Raw genomic sequence first — 16,361 nt, forward strand, 5'->3', positions numbered from 1 at the left:
TCATCGAATGCCTACGCCATCCGCCCTGCCGACGCCTGCCGAACTGAACCGCACGCTGCCGTTCGCAGCCGGCGCGCGGCCGTGGCGACTCGTCCGCTATGTGTGCATCGACTGGCTCGGCATCCTGCTGGGCTGGGCCGCGATCCGGTTCGTGCCAAATCCATTCGTCTATGTCGTGGCCGTGCTGTTGATCGCGGGCCGGCTGCAGGCATTCGGCGTGATCCTGCACGATGCCTGCCACCTCCCGATGCGGCGCATGACGCTGCCGCTCGCGCTCGTCGAAGCGCTCGCCGGCTGGACGATCGGTTCGTCGATCGCCGCGATGCGCTATCACCACCTGCGTCACCACCGTGCGGTCGGTACCGCCGAGGATCCGTACCTGCACCGCCTCGCCGCGCGCGGCGGCTGGGTGCAGCGCGTGATGATGCTGCGCGGCGCGCTGCTGCCGGTCTGGTGGCCGCTGCGCGCGCTGATGGCGCCGCTCGCGCTCGCGTGGCCGGCGTTCCGGCCGTGGTATGCACGCGGCTTCATGCAGGACCGCTCGCGCCAGGATTTGCGCCGTCACCCTGAAGTCATCGCCTGCGCGCGCGCCGACCTGCCGCATTGCGCGGTCTATCTGCTCGCGATCGCGGCCGTCGTGCACTGGGATCTGCCGTTCTTCACGTACTACGGACTGCCGTGGATCGTCGGCGGCATCATGAATGCGAACCGCGTGCTGCTCGAACATCAGCACGTCGAGATCGAAGAACGCGCACCGGAATCGATCTGGCACATGACACGTACGATGACATTCGGCTGGATCGGCAAGCTCGTGCTGTATCCGCGCAACATCGGCTATCACCAGGTGCATCACGCGTATCCGGCGCTCGCGCTCGAGCATCTGCCGGCCGTGCACCGCTACCTGACGGACGGCACCGCGTTCGCGCCGCCCGACTCCGGCCAGGCCGGCTCCACGCGCTAGACGTCCTTCGCCGCGCGGCGCCTACAGCTCGAACCGCATCACCTTCTCGCCGCACTGTGCGGCCGGCAGCGGCTCGCCGCGTTTCACCGCATCGAGCAGCCGGTCGATCGCGACGTGCACGATGTCGGCGCGCACGTTGTGCGGACGGAAGCCCGGCGCGTTGTCGAGGCCCTGCCGGTGCGCGCGCATGATCCGCACGTCCTGCTGGATCACGAGGTGCGTGTACAGGTTCAGCAGCGGCCGCAGCGCGCGCAGCATCCAGCGCGGCAGCCGGAAGCGATATGCGATGTACGTATAGACGCGCGAGCGGCGCGCATCGATCGGCGTGATCTGGCTGACGATCAGGAACCCGGAGCGTTCACCCCACAGGTAGTCGCAGCGCGTCACGTTCGGCGCGATGAAGCGGTCGACGTGCGCGAGCGGCACGCGATCGGGGTTCGTGAGCCAGTCGAGACAGAAGCCAATCTTGTCATCGCCGTCGTGATAGGTGACGGCCACGCTGTCCCGTGTCGTCGCGACCGTCGCTTCCATCGCCTGGCCGCGGCTGCTGCGAAAGATCCCGTCGTGTACGAACACCGTATGCGGCACGTCCATGAAATTCTGCGCGAGCATCGCGATGTCGCCGTCGAACGTGTTCACCATGAAGTACGACTGCCACGGCGTGACATCGCGGAACGGCATCCGGAAGATCGCGCGCGCCGACGGATCGCCCGCGCCGAGATACACCCACACGAGCCCGTCGAGCAGTTGCACGGGCAGCGTGCGCTGTCGGAACGGATAGCGGCCGGGCATGCCCGTCGGCTGCGTGCCGTCGATGCTCGGCACATGGACGACCTGCCCTTCGCCGTCGTAGCGCCAGCCGTGATACGGGCACACGAGCGTGTCGCGATCGACCTTGCCGGCCGACAGCCGCGTGCCGCGATGCACGCACTGGTCGATCAGCGCGGTGATCCGGCCGTCGCGCTGCCGGAACAGCACGATGCCGGTATCGAGGATCCGCACGCCGAGCGGCTTGTCGCGCGGGAGTTCGCGTTCGGTGCACGCGACGAACCATTGCTCGTGCAGGCCATCGGCCGGCGGCGCATGCTCGTGCGCCCCCGCCGCATCGCGCGACGGGCAGTCGTGCCCGCATCCGCGTGGTTCGATCATGTCGTTCATCGCGTCAGTCATTCGTCATCGCCAGCAGCGCGCCGGCCACCGGCAACCGCGTCACGAGTGCGCATGGCTTCACGTCGCCCGCACGGATGCCGGCCCGTTCGAACGCCTGCTGCTGCAGGTCGCCGAGCCGCGCCGGCGACCGGCCCAGTACGCGCACGCGCAGCGGGCCGAGCTGGCCGAGGCGGCGGGCGTGCGCGTAGTGAAACGCCTGCACCAGTTCGGCTTCGACGGCTGCGCACATTGCGTCGGCTGCATCGGTGCCGATGTCGCCGGCAACGCACAGCACGTAGTGCTGCAGCTCTTCGTTCGCCACGCACGGCACGATACATGCGCCGACTTCGCGGTGTTGCCCACGCGCGCGGTTCAGCGCGTCGGCCGCAAGCTGTTCGTCGAGCTTCTCGCCGACGAGATCGACGCTCGCCGCCGCGCGCCCGACGAATGCAATGCGCGGCGTGCGGGCGGTCATGCCGACCACGCGCACGCGATCGCCGAGCGCATATCGGTACAGCCCACCACCCGTGGTCAGCAGCACCTGCGCGTCGCCGCCGGGGCGCAGCCCTTCGACGTCGCACACGCTGCCGTCGTCGCGCACGAATTCAAGGTAGTGGCTGCCGATCGCGAGCGGGCAACCGCCGCCCGTGCCGAACGGAATGCTCGCGACACCTTCCGTCGCGAACAGCCCCTTCGGCAACCATTGCGCCTGCGGAAACCGCACGCGCAACGCGTCGGCGTAATGCTTGCTCGGGCCGTCCAGCCAGCAGCTCACGGCGGCCAGGCGCGGCCACAACGCATGGCAATCGCCCGCCTCGATCGCACGGCGCAGCGCGGCGCGGCGCTCGGCCGGCAGCGATGCGTCGACCCATGCGAGATCGCGCGCGCTGTCGGCATCGTCGCGATCGAACAGCGGGCGCAGCACGCTCGTCAGGAACGTCGGGCTCCATACGCTGATGAAGGCGAGCGCTTCGTCCGCGACGAGCGCACGCAGCGTCTCGCGTCGCCACGTCGACGCGTTACCGGTCAGCGGCGGCACGAGCAGCGTCGACGCGAGCGCGGCCGCGCTGCTGTCGCCGAGATAGTCGAGATCGCTTGCCGAGCCGACCGGAATCCCGTTGGGCGCGACACCGGGCGCCTGCAGCGGCGGCGACATCGACCAGTACGCGCGCCCTTCGCCGAGCGCCGGACAGGCGCGATACATGTCGGCCAGCCATACGATCATCGCGGCCTGCAGTTCGCGCAGGAACGCGGGCGTATAAGGAATCAACTTCTGGCGCGCGGTGCTGCCGCTGGTGCGCTCGAGGAACACCGGGCGCTCGGCGGTCAGCACCGTTTCCGTTTCGTGCGACACACGATCGAGCCACGGCAGGAAATCGGCGGCCGCATGCACGGGCACGCGCTCACGGAACTGCGCGGGGCTGTCGATCCGGTCGAAGCCGAACCGGCGTCCGAATGCGGTATCGCGGTTCGCGGCGAGCAGCGCCATCAGCCGCCGCGCCTGCGTGTCGCCCGGTGCATCGAGGCCGGCTTGCCAGCGATCGACGTCCGGCTGCACGGCGCACGCGAACGTGCGCCATGCGTCGGCCGGGCTGCGGGCCAAGATATCCATCAGAAATAGGTCTTGTCGAGTTGCGCGAGATCGTCGGGCAGCCGGCGCGGCGGCGCGAAGATCGTGAGCCAGCCGTACCACAGCGGCCGTGTCTCGCGCAGATCGGACACCGCGTGCATGTCCTGCCAGCGCAACGCGGGGCGGCGATGGTGCGTGAGGTTGTAGTTGAAGTTCAGCAGCAGCCAGCGCACGGGTGTCGGCGCGCGCATGTTGTACGTGCCTTCGACGACGTCGAGCGGCGTGCGCATGTGGTACACCCATTGCAGCGACGACCACGAGAACGCGAACGCGACATACGCGACCAGCACCGCCGACACCGACCAGTCGAGCAGCCAGCCGGCCAGCAGCCCGGCGCCGACCGCGGCGAGCGTTTCGTAGCGGATGCGGCGGAAGTCGGCCGTCGTGAATTCCTTGAAGGCGGCCGCGTAGGTGTTGTCGTCGCCGCGTGCGGCGAGCCGCTGCATCGTGCGGCCGGGCACCAGCGCCAGCACGAAGCTGCCGACGAAACTGCCGAGCCAGATGCCACCGAGGATCGCCGCGTAGTATTCGATGCGCTTGCGCAGCAGCGATTCGTCCGCCGTCGCGAAATCCGCGCGCTCGGCACGCGTGCGGTTGCGCACGTGATGGCCGAGATGGTTCACGTGGATGAGCGTCGCGGCCGCGCCGAACATCGTGGACGCCCACCACATCATCATATAATTCGCGATCGGCCGGCGATGCCCGAACCCGTGGAAGGTTTCGTGCATCATCGAGAATACGCCCTGCATCACGAGGCAGAACGGCACGAGCACGAGCCATTTGATCGCGCCAACGCCGGTATGCGAGAGCCACGTGAGCGTGCCGGCCCATACCACGCTCTGCAGCGCGAGCACGAGCAGGTTCGCCCGGTCGTAACGTCGGGTCTGCGCGGCGGCGGCTTGCGCGCTCGGTCGGTTCATGGCTCGGAATGGCGGTTGTTTGCACGGGAGGATACAACAGATGCGTCAGCCGCCGGTAACGGCCCGCGGCCCGTCCCTGGCGGGGCGGAACTAGCATGCGGCCGTTTCGCCACCCGAGCACCGACAGCCCCGCGTCGCGCATGCCGACCCGCGACGTGCGCTTCGCGATCGACGAACGCATTCCGCGCTTCTGGTATCGCGGCACGTGCCATGTCACGCGCTTCTTCGACGCGTTTTCCGTGATGTTCCCGCTCGGCGAGCGCTTCTTCATCGAAAGCGTGCGGCCGTTTCGCGACCAGGTGGGCGGCGACGCTTCGCTCGCGGCCGACGTCGATGCGTTCGTGCGGCAGGAAGCGTCGCATATCCGCGTGCACCGCCTCTACAACGCGCGCCTCGCGTCGCAGCGCGTGCCGGTCGACGCGCTCGAGGCGCTGCTCGAAAAACGCCAGCGCAATGCCGCGCGGCAGGTAGCGCCCGTCACGCGGCTCGCGCTGACGGCATGCCTCGAGCACTACACGGCGATCCTCGCGCACCGCCTGCTGAGCGACCCGACGATCCTCGACGGCGCCGACCCGACGATGGCGGCCGTGTGGCGCTGGCATGCGATCGAGGAAACCGAACACAAGACCGTTGCGTTCGACGTGTTCACGGCGGCCATGCCGAACGCGGCGCGGCGCTATGTCGTGCGCTGTGCGGCCATGCTCGGGATCTCCGTCTACTTCGTGATCGACCTGATCTACTTCGTGCACCGCCTTGTCGCCGTCGACGGGCAGACCTGGAACGTGCGCGGCTGGCTGCAACTGCTGCGCTGGCTGTTCGTCGCGCCGGGCATCTTCACGCGCGTGATGCCGATGTGGCTGTTCTGGTTCTCGCCGCGCTTCCATCCCGATCGCCTCGACAGCGACGCGGCGCTGCGCGCGGCACGCGCCGCACTCGAACCGTACCTGGCCGCCGCCGAACCCGAACCGGAGTCGCACGCATGACACGCGCGCCGTGGACGCCCGAGGGGTTCGACGACTGGCGGCGCCACTATCCGGCGACGCCGTTCACGCGCGCCGTGCCGAACCTCGACCGGACCGACGCGTTCATCGAAGGCTGGACGCGGCGCACCGCCCGCCTGCCGCTGGCGACGACGGTCGTGCTCGTCGCCGGGCTGTATTCGGAATGGCTGCCCGGCTGCAATCGCGGCGCGCGGCAGACGCTCGGCGCGGCCGGCTATCGCGTGCTGACGGTGCCGGTGCGTTCCGCACGCGGCGTGTTTGATCAGGGCGCGCATATCGGTGCATACCTGCGCAAGCACCTGCCGGCCGGCGGCGAATTCGTCGCGCTTGCGCACAGCAAGGGCGGCATCGACACGCTCGCCGCGCTCGTCGTCGACCCGGCGCTGGCGGCGCGTTGTGCCGGCCTCGCGCTGATGCAGCCGCCGTGCGGACCGTCCGCGATCGTCGACACGATCTTCCGCCACGGCATGCCGTCGCACGTGGCCGCACCGTGGCCCGACCGCATCGCACGCCGCATGCTGCGCACGCGCTGGGCCGACGCCGGCACGCGCGACATCAGCAGCCGGCGCGATCCGCGCGTCGGTGCAATGCTTGCCGCGCTGCCGCCCGACCTGCATCTCGTGCACGGCGTGAGCTGGTCCGTCGAGGCGTCCACGCGCTTCGATTCGCATCACGGGCGGCTGAACGGGCATCGTCCCGGCTGCGCGCACGACGGACAGTTCTATCTCGACCACCAGGTGATGCCCGGCATCCCGCAGGTCTGCCTGCCGCGGCTCGACCACGGCCAGCCCGTGCTTGGCGGGCTCGGCTTCGACGCCGGCCGCTTCTGGCTCGCGTTCACCGACCTGCTGCACGTCACGCGCGCTCAGACCAGGTAGATCTCGAAGCCCGGCACGCGGCCGGCCAGCAGGCCATCGACCGGCGCGGCCGGCTCGCCGGTCGACAGCGTATAGAGATCCATCGGCGTACGCGCCGCGTGGTATCGCACGAGCGCCGCCCCGAGCGGATCGCCGTCGTACAGGCACAACTGCATCAGCGCATGGCTATTGCGCACGCGCAGCCACGCGGCATCGAGCAGCGCCGCGAACACGGACGGATCGCGGTCGCGCACCTGCAGGTGCGTCAGATAGACGTCTCGCAACGGCTCACCGGGCGCCGCGATACGCGGGCGGCGCAATGCGGGTGCGACCGCATTGAATGCGACACGGACCGCCCGCAGAGGCAACGGCAGCCGTTCGAGCACGATCCGTTTGATCTCGCCCGCATCCCACGGCGCGACGCAGCCGACCAGGTTGTCGTGCGCGTCGAGCGCCAGCAGGAACGCGTCGATGCCGAACGATGGCCACGTGTCGAGCCGTCGCGCGAATTCGTCCGCGGAGAACACGCCGCCGAACGGCTGGCGGCGCGATTCGGCATCGAGAAACGCGCGCAGTGCGTCCGCATGATGCGGCTGCGCATCGACGATCCGCACGCCCGGCACACAACGCGGCACCGACGACAGCCCGCGCTGCGCGTAGATCGACACGTTCTCGTAGCCGTGCCAGTGCGTGAAACGCAGCCGGTTCTCGCGCCGCGAGCGGACCAGCGACTGCACCGCGAGCCGGTTGTCGCGGATCATGCAGCAATACGCATGCTGCACGCCGGCGTCGGCGCGCAGCGTCGCGAAGCGCGCGCGCACCGAGTCGGTCCACTCGCGCGACAGCCGCCGGTCGTGCATCAGCCGCAGGTCACCGAGATAGGCGACCGGCTGCGCGCGCTCGCCGAGATAGCCGTCGCGCACGACGAGGCTCGCAAGCCCCTTCAACGACGCACGCTCATCTTCCGCGAGCCAGACCTCATGATGCGGCGCGTGGCAGCGATGCAGCGCGAAGTAGTCAGGCGCACGATCGAAGCGCAGCGGCAGGCTGCCCTGCATCGCATGACGGGACTGGAAATCGAGAATGCGCGCGTTGTCGGCCGATTGCGCGAGACGGATCCGCATGCGCGTGGCTCACACCCCGTCGAACAGCCGGCGCGCAAGCGGCCGCAGGTTCGACGCCGACAGTTCGCACAGGCACACGAGTTCGTCGCCCTGTGCGTAGCCGGGATTGCGTGCGAGGAAGTAGTCGACGTCGGCCAGCCGTCGGTGCGCGGCCGGCACCTCCGCGAGCACGGGCGCAAGCCGGCCCTGCGGCGTGTCGAACGACAGCAGGCCGGTGGCGGAGTCGTACGCGTGCCCGTAGCGGCTCGCGGCCAGGTAATCCATCAGGTCCTGCGTGGCCGGAGCGGTCAGGTGATCGGCACGCGGCGCGTAGTCGCGCGCGAACGCGCGCAGGTAGCGATAGGTGCGATGCCCCTTGCAGATCAGGAACCAGTACAGCGGCACGGCGGGTGCCTGCCGCCACACGTTGCCCGCGTGGCGGATCCACGCGAACGCGAGATGCTGCGTGCCCCAGTGCGCGGGATCGATGATCGTGTCGCCGGAAAAGATCACGCGGATCGACGCGTCGCGCCAGCGTGTCTCGTACTGCTTGAGCGTCGAGAAGCCCTGGATCGCGCCGCCGCCGTCGCGCAGCACGATGCAGTGCGTCTTGTCGCCGAGGTCGCGGTCGAACTGCGCACGAACCGTGTCGCAATAGGACGCCGCATACAACGAGAACATCCGGTCGATGTCGTCCGGGCCCAGGGCCGCACGTTCGACGGCGGTGGCACGCAACTCCATCGGGTACTCCTGCAAGACTGAACAGCTTGCTATGATAGCCCGTTACCCGCCTGCTCCCGCCATGCCCAACGCCGTTTCCCGCCAGGATGCGAACGACGCGCCGATCGCCCGGCCATGGCGGCTGCTCGTCGCCTATCTCGTCGTGACGGGCGCGTTCTACTCCTTCGTCACGCACCTGCCGCTCGGGCCGGTCACGATCATTCCGGCGAGCACACTCGATCGCGCGGTTCCGCTGCTGCCCGGCACCGTGCCGCTTTACCTCAGCTACCTGTTCGCGATGCCCGCGCTCGTGTGGCTCGGGCGTGGCCGTGCATGGCTGCTGCCGGCGCTCTTCGCCAGCACGCTCGCGGCCGGCATTTGCCTCGTGTGCCATCTGCTGCATCCGACCGCCGTCGCATGGCCGCCCGCTCATGACGGCTGGATCGCGTGGCTGCAGCGGATCGACACGCCGCTTGCCGCGTCGCCGAGCGGGCACGTCGCGCTGCCGGTCGCTATCGCCATCGTGCTGCTCGCGCTGCGGCAACGGTCAGCCGTGCTGTTCGCCGCATGGAGCGCGCTGCTGATGGTGACGGTCCTGACCACCGGCCAGCATCGTGCCGCCGACGTCGCGTGGGGCGGCGCGACCGGTATCGCGGCCGGCGCGCTCACGCTCGCGCTGCTGCGCGCCAAAGTCGACCTGCGCACGATGGCGGCCGCGCTGCTCGAATGGGCGTGCATCGTCGTGGCGATCCGGGTGGCCACCGCGCTCGGCACGTGGTACCTGTATGCGCTTGCCGTACTCGTCGTCGCGACGCGGCAGCATGCGCTGTTCATCCTGTATCACGACGCGACCCACTATCACCTCACGCGCCGCCGCGGTTTCAACGACTTCCTGATCAACGTCGCGATCGGCGTGCCGGGGCTCGTGCCCATCGAGTTCTACCGGCCGCTGCATCTCGCGCATCACCGGCATCTCGGCACCGCGCAGGACCCAGAGCGGCAGTTCCTCTATCACGACCAGCCGTGGCAGTTCCGGCCGCTCGACGCATGGCCGCTTGCGCGGCAGTTCCTCGGCGACCTGCTCGTGCTGAACATGGTGCGCAACATGGCGGCATTCCGGCGCGCGGGCGGACAGAACACGCGGCTCGGCCGGCCGTTCCTGGCAGCCGCGGCGGTATGGGGAGTCATCGTCGCGCTGCTCGTATGGGCCTGTACCGTGCAGACGATCCTGCTGGTCGCCGCGCTGTGGTTCGTGACGCTGCTCACGCTGTCGGTCCTGCTGCAGAAGATCCGCAGCATGGCCGAGCACAGCGGTGGCCCGCACGCGACGCCCGGCTGGGCCGACTGGACGTATTCATGGCGCACGGGCTGGATCGGCCGCGTGTTCGTGTGGCCGTATCACATCAACCTTCATCTGCAGCATCACCGGAATCCGGCGGTGCCGTGGCATGCACTGCCCGACGCGATCGACGAACACGAGCCGCAACTCGACGCACCGGAACTGGCCCGGCTGCTGTGGTCGGGCATCCCGCCGAAGCCGTGACCGGCGACGGCGTGCGCGATGTCGCACGCCGTCGCCCTCCTTCCCCGTTACTTCGCGATATACACGCCCGACGTCGGGCACGTGCCCTGCGTATTGCCGTCCGTCACGAGCGAGGCGGCGCTCGGGAACTGCGCGGCCGCATTGGTCTTCACCGCGATCCATGCCTCGGTGAAGTAGCTGACGCCGTTCGTCTTCGTGCACTTCAGCGACACCGCGCTGCGCGTGTTGCTGCCGAACGCGCCTTCGAACGCCGACAGCAGCTGGTTGCGCGTGACCGTCTTGCCCGCGTTCGCCTGCAGGAACGCGTTGAACGACGTGTTGCCGAGCCGGCTGATCATGCCGGATGCCTGGTTCCAGTACGCATCGGGCGATGCCGAGTTCGAGCAGGTGCCGTGCTTGAACCACTCGTGCTTGTCGAGGCACGACGCGACGCCCGGCATGTACGTCGACAGCGTGTTGCGGGTCGCGCTGCTGATCGGGTACGCATCCATGCTGCACCACTGGTGCGCGTTGTCGAGGTCGATGTCGTTCTGCGGCACGCCGCAGTAGAACGGCTGGTTGCCGTCGTAGTTGTTCGGCCACAGGCCATGCAGCGACAGGCTCGTCGCCGCGTACGTGCCGGCGAGGTTCGTGCATTCGGGCGTGTCGTGCGATGCGCAGAAGCCGGGCTCCCACGACGCGGCGAGCAACAGGTAGTCGTAGCTGGTCTGCGCGGTGGCGTGCAGTGAAGCGGAAGCGACGGCGAGTGCGGCAGCGGCGCGGGCGAGCGTCTTGAGCATGGCGTTTCCTCGGAAAAGGCTTGCGGTCGCGGGATGCGCCGCAAGGTTGTCGAATGTCTGTCCGCGATTGTTGCCGACGCAACGTGGCACGAATGTGAAGGTGGACGAAAGATATCCGGTGGCACGCGCACAGGTGCGGGCACGCGCTGGCGCGCCGCTTCACATGTCTGAAGCGCGCCGCCAACGCGGCGGCACGCCGCCCGTCACGACCCGGCGCCCAGCTGCGTGCACGCGCGTGTGATCGATTCGGGGCCTTCGAGCGCGAGGATCTGCCACACGCCGATGCTGACGCGCTGGCGCGCCGCCGTCGACGCATCGGTCAGCAACGCCTCGACGCGCGGTGCGGCGTCCGGCGCCTGCTGCTTCAGCGCCGCGTGATGCCGCGCGCGCGACGCCGGTTCGGATTCGTAGACGTCGCACAGACGCACCATGCCGGCGAGACCGGCAAGGTCGTCGTCCTTGTCGATCGCGCCCGGCTCGACCGGCGCGAGCCCCTTGCGCTCCGCCGCCGGCAGCTTGTTGCGCGCGCCTTCGTCGATCGACGTGGCGGATGCCGGCGGCAGGCCGCCGATCGCCGCGACGATCCGGCTGCCCGCGGCGATCATGTCGCCCTGGCACTCGATCTTCTCGGCGGCCGCGACGTTCGAGCAGAACGACACCGACATGCGGTACACGTCGTTGCTCATGCGCGGCACCTCGTCCGCGCTCGCCTGCGCGAAGCCGGCGCTCGTCAGCGCCAGCGCGGCGGGAATCAGGATGCGGAAGGCTCTCGTCTTGTTCATTGTTGTTTGCGTTGGGGGGTCTCGTGGCGGGCAACCTCGCGCGGCCGCGCGGAGCGGCCGCAGTGACGCCGGGCCCGCGTCCGGCGGCACGCGATCACTTCATCGACGCCGCCTCCGATCCGCCGGGCGACAGCGCCGCGTGGTCCTGCTCGCGCCACGTGCGGCGCGACGCCATGATCGCCTTCACGGCCGAGCGCGCGACCTTCCACCACGCGAACGGCCGCGGGTCGGCGAGCATGCTCAGCGCGCGCGCATAGTCGAGCGTGAGCCCGGGCGTCCACGCCATCGTCACCGCGCGCTTGCGGATCTGCGCGGCGACCCACAGCTCGGGCGTGAGCAGCAGCCGCACGAACGCGCCCCACCCGGCCCGCGCGCCCTTCAGCCGCCACACCGCGCCGTCGAGCGCGGCCTCGAGCGCGTTCGACACCGTGCTCGAGCAATTGCGGTGCGTGAGGTTGTACGTCAGGTTCTGCCGGTACGACATCCAGAAGGCATCCAGCTTCGACGGATCATAGTTGCGGATCCGCACGCGCACGGTCGACGGGCACCACGCCTTCGACTCGGTCGCGTAGTCGGGCTGGAACAGGCCCGGCACGTCGTTTTCTCGCGTTGCGCGCAGGATGCGCGTGAATTCGTCCGGAGAACGATCGATTTCGACACCCGGATACAGGCTGATATACACCCCCTCGGGCGACTCCAGCGCCGCGTGCCCGGTCGAGATCACACCGTTGACGTCCACGGCCGCGATATAGCGGTCGATCACCGGATAGCGCTGCGCCTCGGCCTTCGACGTGCCGGTCGGCGTCCACACGTGCACGGTGAGCGCATGCTCGCCGTCGGCCGGCGGGCCGTCCCATTCGGATTGCGCGAAATGCGGACGGTCGCGCGTATCGTCGAGATCGGGCGCGAGCGCCGGCGCCGGCGACGTCGCGAACGCCGGATTGCGCGTCAGCCGCCGCACACGCGCGGCGAGGCTCAGCATGTGCATCCCGCCGAACATCAGCAGCAGCCCGAGGCAGTACGGCACGGTGCCCACATAGTGCGTCGGGTACGGCTGATAGAAGAAGATGGCCAGCAGAATCTCGACGACGCCCCAGGCGAAGGCGACGTTCCAGCGGCGATAGCGCACCATCCACGCTGCAGTGCACTGCAGCAGCCCGTCGACGAGGAACAGCGTGCCGAAGATCATCGACAGCAGGAAATGGCCATGGTGATGCCCCGCGAACACGAGCCCGGCAGCGACCACCACCGCGATCCCCTTCACGTAGCGCAGGATGCGCTGCCCGCCGACGCCGCTGCCGGCCACCGCAAGCGTCGCGAGCCCCTCGATCAGGAACAGCCACGCAAAGATCTGGATCGGGAAATGCAGCGCGCCGTCGAGCGCATCGACGAAGATCACGACGCCCGCGACGACCCACACCCAGCCGAGCACGGTCAGCCCGCGCCAGCGGGTCCGCAAGTATTCGATGCCCAGCAGCAGCAAGACCAGTCGTACCATCGCGCTCTCTCGTCATTTTTTGGGATACGCGCGGGTCACGCGTTTCCTGTCGTTTCGACCGTGCCTCGTGCAGAGTGCCGGCCGAAAGGCGGTAATTCGTACCGGCGCGTCATGCCTCGACATGACCGTTGGCGGCCGGTATACCTCCGCACTGGCCGAATAATAAGATATGCAGGAGACGGTTGAAAGCGGCGGCGACAACGTCGTCGGCACGGCACGGTCAGGGGCCATCGACCGCTGCCAAGGCAGATTTCCCGTTCGACAACGCGCGGCAGATACGCGAGAATCCGGCTTCCGAGGGCGAAAGCCACTGAACTGAACCGCACAGACGGGACAACAACAATGAACGTATCGATCACGCGCCGGCGCCTGCTGGCCGCCGGCGTGGCCGCCAGCAGCCTCTCGCTGTCGGGCTGCTTCACGCCGAAGCTGTACAAGGAAGACGGATACAGCGAGCACGTGTCCGGATTCATGATGACCGAGGACGGCAAGAAGCTCGTCGTCCTGGGCACGGACTACCATTACATCTTCGATCTGCCGGCGCAGTTGCGGCCGGTCTTGATGTCCAGTTACCGTAAATCGCTGCGCACGACGTTCGCCGCCTTTCATGCGAGCGGCGGCAGCATCACGGGCCAATACCGTATCTTGCTGCCGAAGGACGCGTCGGACGACGATCGGCAGGCGGCCGTTGCCGACGGCTTCACCGCCGCGCAGGCCGGCCTCGTGCTCGAAGGCGACATCAGCGGCAAGCGCTATTCGACGGAAGGGTTCGTCGAAAAGTACAAGACGAGCACGCAGCCGTTCAACCGGCCGTACTCGGTCTATATCAGGCAATCGCCGTCCGCGCTCGGCATGGGGCTGCGGATTCTCGCCACGCCGGTCACGGTTGCCGCCGACGGCGTGCTCGTGCTGGGCGGCATCGTGCTCTTGCCGTTCGCGGCAATTGCGATCAACGCGAACGGCGGCATCCGGATCATGTAAAGGCGTGCGGTACGAGCGCAACAGGAGCACCACCATGACCGCCTCACCGCTTCACGCCCCGCCGCTCGGCCCGCAACTCAAGCGCTGGCGCGCGCTGCATCGCGTCAAGCAAAACCACGCGGCCGAGCTGTTCGGCGTCGCGCAATCGACGATCTCGCGCTGGGAAGCCGGCCGCCAGCAGATGTCGCCCGACGAGCGCGCGACCGCCGAGCGGTTGCTCGCCGCGCGCCTCGATTCGGCCGGCGATCACGCGCTCGCACGGCTCGTCGCGGGCAGCGCGGGCCGCATGCATCTCGTATGCGACCTCACGCACCGCCTGCTCGCGTCTTCCCCGGCGCGCGCGGCCGAATTCTCGCAACCGCTGTCGATGTTGCTCGGCACGTCGCTGTGGCGCTACGCGACGCCGGAGATCGTCCGCATGGAAACCGCGCTCGACACGCTCGGCTGGCATGACCACGCGGGGCCGCCGAGCGTCGAATTCGACACCGGCGCGAATGCGTCGCGCGTCGTGCCGATCCGCGGCAGCATGTGCCGGTGGACGCGGATGACACTGTCGGACGGCTCCGCCGTGCGGCTCGTGGAGACGCTCCAGGATGCGTGATTGCCGGGTCGCGATGAAGCACCGCATGCCGGCAACGGTGCGGCAACCTTCAACGTGTCCGGCATGCCACGCAAAAAATACCAACGTGAATGGCAGCACGCCCAGGGGACATGCCACATGTCGACGCTTGTCATGCGAGAACTCGTGATCGTCGCGTTCATTCTCTATACGGGCGCGGCCGTGCTCGTTGCGCTTCGCTCGGGTGTGGCCAACGCCGGCGGCAGGCGGGTGGCGCGCCGCAGCAGCCCCTGGCTGTTCAGCCTGATCGTCGGTGTTCAAACGGGCTTCTTCGCGCTGTTCTGCTGGGCCGGACTTTTCGTGAAGTAGCGGCCCGGCAAAACGCCCTCGCCGCGCATATTTCATGCGTGGACGAAGCACGCCCACCCGCATTACGCTAGGCGGCTCATCATTACGCTAGGCGGCTCATCGCAAGGACGCCGACCATGACCCCCGATACGATCCACGCGCGGCTCGCTTTCCTGCGCGAAGCCGAACGCCTGAAGGATGTGCTGCGCAGCGGCCACACGTCGTCCGGGCGCGCGGAAAGCACGGCCGAACATAGCTGGCGGCTGTGCCTGATGGCGCTCGTGTTCGCCGACGCGCTGCCCGGCATCGACACGCTGAAGCTGCTGAAGCTGTGCGTCGTCCACGATCTCGGCGAGGCGCTGCACGGCGACATTCCCGCGATCGAGCAAGCCGCGCACCCCGACAAAAGCGCGCAAGAGCGCGACGACCTGCTGACGCTGACCGCCCCGCTCGATCCCGCGCGGCGCGACGAGATCGTCGCGCTGTGGGATGAATACGAGGCGGCGACGACGCCGGAAGCACGCGCGGCGAAGGCGCTCGACAAGCTCGAGACGATCCTGCAGCACAACCAGGGCAGCAACCCGCCCGATTTCGACTACGCGTTCAATCTCGGCTACGGCCGCCGCTACACCGACGCCGCGCCGCTGTTCAGCGCGATCCGCGACATCGTCGACGCCGACACGCAACGCCGGATCGACGCGGGCGGGCAGCGCGCGTAAGCTCTCGGGATCGGGCGCGCGGCACCGCGCGCCCTGCCCGCACGAGGCGCCACGCATGACGCAGAACATCTACGACGATCCGGCCTTCTTCGAAGGCTACAGCCGCCTGAACCGCTCGATTCACGGCCTCGACGGCGCACCCGAATGGCCCGCGCTGCGCGCGCTGCTGCCCGACCTGCACGGCCGCAGCGTGCTCGACCTCGGTTGCGGCTACGGCTGGTTCAGCCGCTGGGCGGCCGATCAGGGCGCGGCAAGCGTGCTCGGCATCGATGTCTCCGAGCGCATGCTCGAACGCGCGGCCTCGACCGCCGCGCACCCGGCGATCACGTACCGCCGCGCCGATCTCGAAACGCTCGCGTTGCCCAACGCCGCATTCGATCTCGCGTACAGCTCGCTCGCCTTCCACTACGTCGCGCACCTCGACACACTGCTGCGCACGATTCATCGCGCGCTCGTGCCCGGCGGGCGGCTCGTGTTCTCGATCGAGCACCCCATTTATACGGCGCCGCGCCGGCCCGGCTTCGTCGTCGATGCGCAGGGCAACCGCGCCTGGCCGCTCGACGGCTACCAGCATGAAGGTGAACGCGTGACCGACTGGCTCGCGCCGGGCGTCGTCAAGCAGCACCGTACGCTCGGCACGCTCGTGAACCTGCTGATCGGCAGCGGCTTCACGCTCACGCACCTGGACGAATGGGGACCGACGCAGGCGCAGGTCGATGCGCTGCCCGCGCTCGACGAGGAACGCGACCGGCCGATGATGGCGCTCGTCGCGGTGACCTCGTAAACCTGCGGATCGGCATCGGCTTCGCGC

17 protein-coding genes are annotated in these 16,361 nt (G+C 68.7%); 9 read left to right on the forward strand and 8 right to left on the reverse strand.

The annotated features are described in order from the left end of the window. Window positions 1-7 precede the first annotated feature (7 nt). Entirely contained in the window at window positions 8-961 is a 954-nt protein-coding gene (locus tag QZM35_RS16185) for a fatty acid desaturase family protein (protein ID WP_301776358.1), read from the forward strand. A 21-nt stretch (window positions 962-982) separates the two neighbouring features. On the opposite strand, the gene QZM35_RS16190 is transcribed toward QZM35_RS16185, so the two are convergent. The 3 genes from QZM35_RS16190 to QZM35_RS16200 are packed head-to-tail and all read right to left on the reverse strand — an operon-like array spanning window position 983 to window position 4,660. Then, a complete protein-coding gene (locus tag QZM35_RS16190; protein ID WP_301776359.1) occupies window positions 983-2,131 on the reverse strand; it encodes an aromatic ring-hydroxylating dioxygenase subunit alpha in 1,149 nt (382 codons plus the stop codon). After that, the gene (locus tag QZM35_RS16195; RefSeq protein ID WP_301776360.1) at window positions 2,124-3,722 is read right to left on the reverse strand and encodes a GH3 auxin-responsive promoter family protein; all 1,599 of its coding nucleotides are present in this window, start codon (window positions 3,720-3,722) and stop codon (window positions 2,124-2,126) included. Before QZM35_RS16195 ends, QZM35_RS16190 begins: the two co-directional genes overlap by 8 nt. Next, a complete protein-coding gene (locus tag QZM35_RS16200) occupies window positions 3,722-4,660 on the reverse strand; it encodes a fatty acid desaturase (RefSeq protein ID WP_089475332.1) in 939 nt (312 codons plus the stop codon). The genes QZM35_RS16195 and QZM35_RS16200 overlap by 1 nt, the downstream gene beginning before the upstream one ends. Window positions 4,661-4,755: 95 nt before the next feature. On the opposite strand from QZM35_RS16200, the gene QZM35_RS16205 reads away from it, so the two are divergent. Both QZM35_RS16205 and QZM35_RS16210 read left to right on the forward strand, forming a co-directional pair. Then, on the forward strand, window positions 4,756-5,643 hold the full coding sequence (locus QZM35_RS16205) for a metal-dependent hydrolase (protein WP_301776361.1): 888 nt from the start codon (window positions 4,756-4,758) through the stop codon (window positions 5,641-5,643). After that, window positions 5,640-6,539 (forward strand): hypothetical protein, encoded by a 900-nt coding sequence (locus tag QZM35_RS16210; RefSeq protein ID WP_301776362.1) that lies wholly within the window; start codon window positions 5,640-5,642, stop codon window positions 6,537-6,539. Before QZM35_RS16205 ends, QZM35_RS16210 begins: the two co-directional genes overlap by 4 nt. Here the strand turns inward: QZM35_RS16210 and QZM35_RS16215 are convergent. Both QZM35_RS16215 and QZM35_RS16220 read right to left on the reverse strand, forming a co-directional pair. Further along, window positions 6,527-7,642 carry a hypothetical protein gene (locus tag QZM35_RS16215; RefSeq protein WP_089475335.1) on the reverse strand — a complete coding sequence of 372 codons (1,116 nt, stop codon included), beginning with the start codon at window positions 7,640-7,642 and terminating at the stop codon, window positions 6,527-6,529. The genes QZM35_RS16210 and QZM35_RS16215 overlap by 13 nt on opposite strands. A 9-nt stretch (window positions 7,643-7,651) precedes the next feature. Then, on the reverse strand, window positions 7,652-8,362 hold the full coding sequence (locus QZM35_RS16220; protein WP_089475336.1) for a hypothetical protein: 711 nt from the start codon (window positions 8,360-8,362) through the stop codon (window positions 7,652-7,654). A 61-nt stretch (window positions 8,363-8,423) separates the two neighbouring features. Here QZM35_RS16220 and QZM35_RS16225 point away from each other — a divergent pair, with 61 nt between their 5' ends. After that, a complete protein-coding gene (locus tag QZM35_RS16225; RefSeq protein WP_301776363.1) occupies window positions 8,424-9,884 on the forward strand; it encodes a fatty acid desaturase family protein in 1,461 nt (486 codons plus the stop codon). A 47-nt stretch (window positions 9,885-9,931) separates the two neighbouring features. On the opposite strand, the gene QZM35_RS16230 is transcribed toward QZM35_RS16225, so the two are convergent. From QZM35_RS16230 to QZM35_RS16240, 3 genes are all read right to left on the reverse strand, one after another. Beyond that, on the reverse strand, window positions 9,932-10,663 hold the full coding sequence (locus QZM35_RS16230) for a ribonuclease T2 (RefSeq protein WP_089426965.1): 732 nt from the start codon (window positions 10,661-10,663) through the stop codon (window positions 9,932-9,934). A gap of 203 nt (window positions 10,664-10,866) precedes the next feature. Continuing rightward, window positions 10,867-11,445: a hypothetical protein gene (locus QZM35_RS16235; RefSeq protein ID WP_206150168.1), complete on the reverse strand. Its 579-nt coding sequence runs from the start codon at window positions 11,443-11,445 to the stop codon at window positions 10,867-10,869. A gap of 94 nt (window positions 11,446-11,539) precedes the next feature. Further along, a complete protein-coding gene (locus tag QZM35_RS16240) occupies window positions 11,540-12,943 on the reverse strand; it encodes an HdeD family acid-resistance protein (protein WP_174973632.1) in 1,404 nt (467 codons plus the stop codon). A 342-nt stretch (window positions 12,944-13,285) separates the two neighbouring features. On the opposite strand from QZM35_RS16240, the gene QZM35_RS16245 reads away from it, so the two are divergent. The 5 genes from QZM35_RS16245 (at window position 13,286) to QZM35_RS16265 (ending at window position 16,334) form a co-directional block, all read left to right on the forward strand. Continuing rightward, window positions 13,286-13,924 carry a hypothetical protein gene (locus QZM35_RS16245; RefSeq protein ID WP_089426962.1) on the forward strand — a complete coding sequence of 213 codons (639 nt, stop codon included), beginning with the start codon at window positions 13,286-13,288 and terminating at the stop codon, window positions 13,922-13,924. Window positions 13,925-13,958: 34 nt separating this feature from the next. Beyond that, entirely contained in the window at window positions 13,959-14,525 is a 567-nt protein-coding gene (locus QZM35_RS16250) for a helix-turn-helix transcriptional regulator (protein ID WP_089426961.1), read from the forward strand. Further along, complete coding sequence (locus QZM35_RS16255) at window positions 14,526-14,852, forward strand: hypothetical protein (RefSeq protein WP_143329899.1); 327 nt, start codon at window positions 14,526-14,528, stop codon at window positions 14,850-14,852. A gap of 116 nt (window positions 14,853-14,968) precedes the next feature. Continuing rightward, window positions 14,969-15,550, forward strand: coding sequence for an HD domain-containing protein (locus QZM35_RS16260; protein ID WP_301776364.1), 582 nt, complete (start codon window positions 14,969-14,971; stop codon window positions 15,548-15,550). 55 nt (window positions 15,551-15,605) lie between these two features. Continuing rightward, a complete protein-coding gene (locus QZM35_RS16265; RefSeq protein ID WP_089426958.1) occupies window positions 15,606-16,334 on the forward strand; it encodes a bifunctional 2-polyprenyl-6-hydroxyphenol methylase/3-demethylubiquinol 3-O-methyltransferase UbiG in 729 nt (242 codons plus the stop codon). The last annotated feature ends 27 nt before the right edge of the window (window positions 16,335-16,361 follow it).

The sequence above is a fragment of the Burkholderia sp. AU45274 genome, from assembly GCF_030482505.1.
In the GTDB taxonomy this organism is placed as follows: Bacteria; Pseudomonadota; Gammaproteobacteria; order Burkholderiales; family Burkholderiaceae; genus Burkholderia.

What these genes read in the sequence shown, in the direction of transcription:
- QZM35_RS16200 (WP_089475332.1), bottom strand. Translation starts at nt 4,660, where the DNA reads ATGAACCGACCGAGCGCGCAAGCCGCCGCCGCGCAGACCCGACGTTAC.
- QZM35_RS16250 (WP_089426961.1), top strand. Translation starts at nt 13,959, where the DNA reads ATGACCGCCTCACCGCTTCACGCCCCGCCGCTCGGCCCGCAACTCAAG.
- QZM35_RS16220 (WP_089475336.1), bottom strand. Translation starts at nt 8,362, where the DNA reads ATGGAGTTGCGTGCCACCGCCGTCGAACGTGCGGCCCTGGGCCCGGAC.
- QZM35_RS16235 (WP_206150168.1), bottom strand. Translation starts at nt 11,445, where the DNA reads ATGAACAAGACGAGAGCCTTCCGCATCCTGATTCCCGCCGCGCTGGCG.
- QZM35_RS16210 (WP_301776362.1), top strand. Translation starts at nt 5,640, where the DNA reads ATGACACGCGCGCCGTGGACGCCCGAGGGGTTCGACGACTGGCGGCGC.
- QZM35_RS16225 (WP_301776363.1), top strand. Translation starts at nt 8,424, where the DNA reads ATGCCCAACGCCGTTTCCCGCCAGGATGCGAACGACGCGCCGATCGCC.
- QZM35_RS16260 (WP_301776364.1), top strand. Translation starts at nt 14,969, where the DNA reads ATGACCCCCGATACGATCCACGCGCGGCTCGCTTTCCTGCGCGAAGCC.
- QZM35_RS16265 (WP_089426958.1), top strand. Translation starts at nt 15,606, where the DNA reads ATGACGCAGAACATCTACGACGATCCGGCCTTCTTCGAAGGCTACAGC.
- QZM35_RS16245 (WP_089426962.1), top strand. Translation starts at nt 13,286, where the DNA reads ATGAACGTATCGATCACGCGCCGGCGCCTGCTGGCCGCCGGCGTGGCC.
- QZM35_RS16185 (WP_301776358.1), top strand. Translation starts at nt 8, where the DNA reads ATGCCTACGCCATCCGCCCTGCCGACGCCTGCCGAACTGAACCGCACG.
- QZM35_RS16215 (WP_089475335.1), bottom strand. Translation starts at nt 7,642, where the DNA reads ATGCGGATCCGTCTCGCGCAATCGGCCGACAACGCGCGCATTCTCGAT.
- QZM35_RS16240 (WP_174973632.1), bottom strand. Translation starts at nt 12,943, where the DNA reads ATGGTACGACTGGTCTTGCTGCTGCTGGGCATCGAATACTTGCGGACC.
- QZM35_RS16230 (WP_089426965.1), bottom strand. Translation starts at nt 10,663, where the DNA reads ATGCTCAAGACGCTCGCCCGCGCCGCTGCCGCACTCGCCGTCGCTTCC.
- QZM35_RS16205 (WP_301776361.1), top strand. Translation starts at nt 4,756, where the DNA reads ATGCGGCCGTTTCGCCACCCGAGCACCGACAGCCCCGCGTCGCGCATG.
- QZM35_RS16190 (WP_301776359.1), bottom strand. Translation starts at nt 2,131, where the DNA reads ATGACTGACGCGATGAACGACATGATCGAACCACGCGGATGCGGGCAC.
- QZM35_RS16195 (WP_301776360.1), bottom strand. Translation starts at nt 3,722, where the DNA reads ATGGATATCTTGGCCCGCAGCCCGGCCGACGCATGGCGCACGTTCGCG.